Source organism: Aeromonas veronii bv. veronii (genome assembly GCF_000820225.1).
GTDB classification, from domain to species: Bacteria; Pseudomonadota; Gammaproteobacteria; order Enterobacterales; family Aeromonadaceae; genus Aeromonas; species Aeromonas veronii.
The window spans coordinates 6,246-7,906 of record NZ_CDDK01000019.1 but is presented as its reverse complement, the minus strand read 5'-3'; the positions used below and the strand labels follow the sequence as shown (position 1 = coordinate 7,906).

General features: G+C 54.6%; 2 protein-coding genes and 1 pseudogene. All 3 read left to right on the top strand.

Features of this window, described 5'->3' with window-relative positions; translation table 11 throughout:
* A partial coding sequence (gene gspN, locus BN1139_RS08955) for a type II secretion system protein N (protein WP_041980406.1) occupies positions 1 to 258 on the top strand: 258 nt, incomplete at its 5' end.
* 630 nt (positions 259 to 888) lie between these two features.
* Positions 889 to 1,209, top strand: coding sequence for a PTS sugar transporter subunit IIB (locus BN1139_RS08950; RefSeq protein WP_005350034.1), 321 nt, complete (start codon positions 889 to 891; stop codon positions 1,207 to 1,209).
* A 10-nt stretch (positions 1,210 to 1,219) separates the two neighbouring features.
* Positions 1,220 to 1,661, top strand: a pseudogene (locus BN1139_RS08945) (PTS transporter subunit EIIC); the annotation flags it as partial.

Genomic DNA, 1,661 nt, shown 5'->3' with positions numbered 1-1,661 from the left:
GCGGGCAAGCTGGATCTGGCCGACCCCGAGCTGAAACTCACCTGCCTCGACTCCAAACTGGTGGCCGAACTCAAGCAGAGCTCCGATGCGGTGCAGGCCATGGGTCGCCTCGAGCTGCAACCCAATGGCCAATACCTGTTCCAGGGCACCCTGAAACCGGGCCCAGAACTGCCACCGCAGATGCAGCAAGGGCTCCCCTTCCTCGGCCAACCCGACAGTCAGGGCCGCTTCCCCCTGCGCTATCAGGGGCGGCTCTAACCCCTATCCCGCTGACCCCGGAGCCACTCCGGGGTCAGCTTGTTTATCCCTTTGTGCCTTCTCCTCTCACTGCACTGACCCCCTCAGCCCTTACTCATTTAACTCTGACGTACCGCCACATCCCCTGTAAGAGTGTCTGATCCCCCTCTCTTTCAGCCCGCTCAGTGCGGAAAAAGCCCGCCTCCTTCGTCAATCCATTTGCCGCCAATGGTCAATGAGCGCACACCTTGCTCAAAAAGCGGCAACTCGCCATAGCCAAATTAAATATCAATAAGATTGCATCATTTGATAAATGTGAGCTGTCACCCGTTATTGATCTTTTCCAGCCACATTACAGCCGCCCACAAAAGCATAAAAATAACTAACTGAAAAATAACGATTAAAAAAGAAAACCATCCTCTTCACGCCCCATTCAATCTCATTTCCTTTGTGCCAACCCATCAGAAATGTGAGCGACGGCAAAACAACAGGTCAACCAGAGACTATTGATAAAAAAATCGAAATACCAGATGGAACCCAGAGGCCGATACAATGAAGTCAATTTGAGATGATTGATGTGTCTAGATAACACAACAGGCAACCATCTCGACCGATCTGTTCATTTGGTTTTCAAGCGTTGAGGGAAGGGTTATGGAAAAGAAGCGTATCTACCTGTTTTGCTCTGCTGGGATGTCCACTTCACTGCTGGTTTCAAAGATGAAGGCGCAGGCAGAAAAATATGATGTGCCGGTGCTGATCGATGCCTATCCGGAGACCCTGGCTGGCGAGAAGGGACAGGATGCCGATTTGGTGCTGCTGGGCCCGCAAATCGCCTACATGCTGCCGGAGATCCAGCAGCAACTGCCGGGCAAGCCGGTCGAGGTGATCGACACCCTGCTCTACGGCAAGGTCGATGGCCTCGGCGTACTGAAGGCGGCGGTAGCCTCTATCAAGAAGAGCCTCGCGCAGTAAGGAGATCCCTGTGAGCAACATCATCGCATCGTTGGAGAAGGTCATACTGCCCATAGCCGTCAAGCTGGGCAAACAACCTCATGTCAACGCCATCAAGAACGGTTTTATCAAGCTGATGCCCCTGACGCTGGTCGGGGCCATGTTCGTTCTCATCAACAACGTCTTTCTGAGCTTTGGCGAAGGCTCCTTCTTCTACTCCATCGGCGTGCGGATCGATCCCGCCACCATCGCCACCCTTGATGGCCTCAAGAGCATCGGCGGCAACGTCTATAACGGCACCCTGGGCATCATGTCCCTGATGGCCCCCTTCTTTATTGGTCTGGCACTGGCAGAAGAGCGCAAGACCGACCCCCTGGCCTCCGGTTTGCTGTCGGTTGCAGCCTTTATGACCGTCACGCCGTTCAGCGTGGGCGAAGCCTATGCGGTCGGCGCCAACTGGCTGGGCGGAGCCA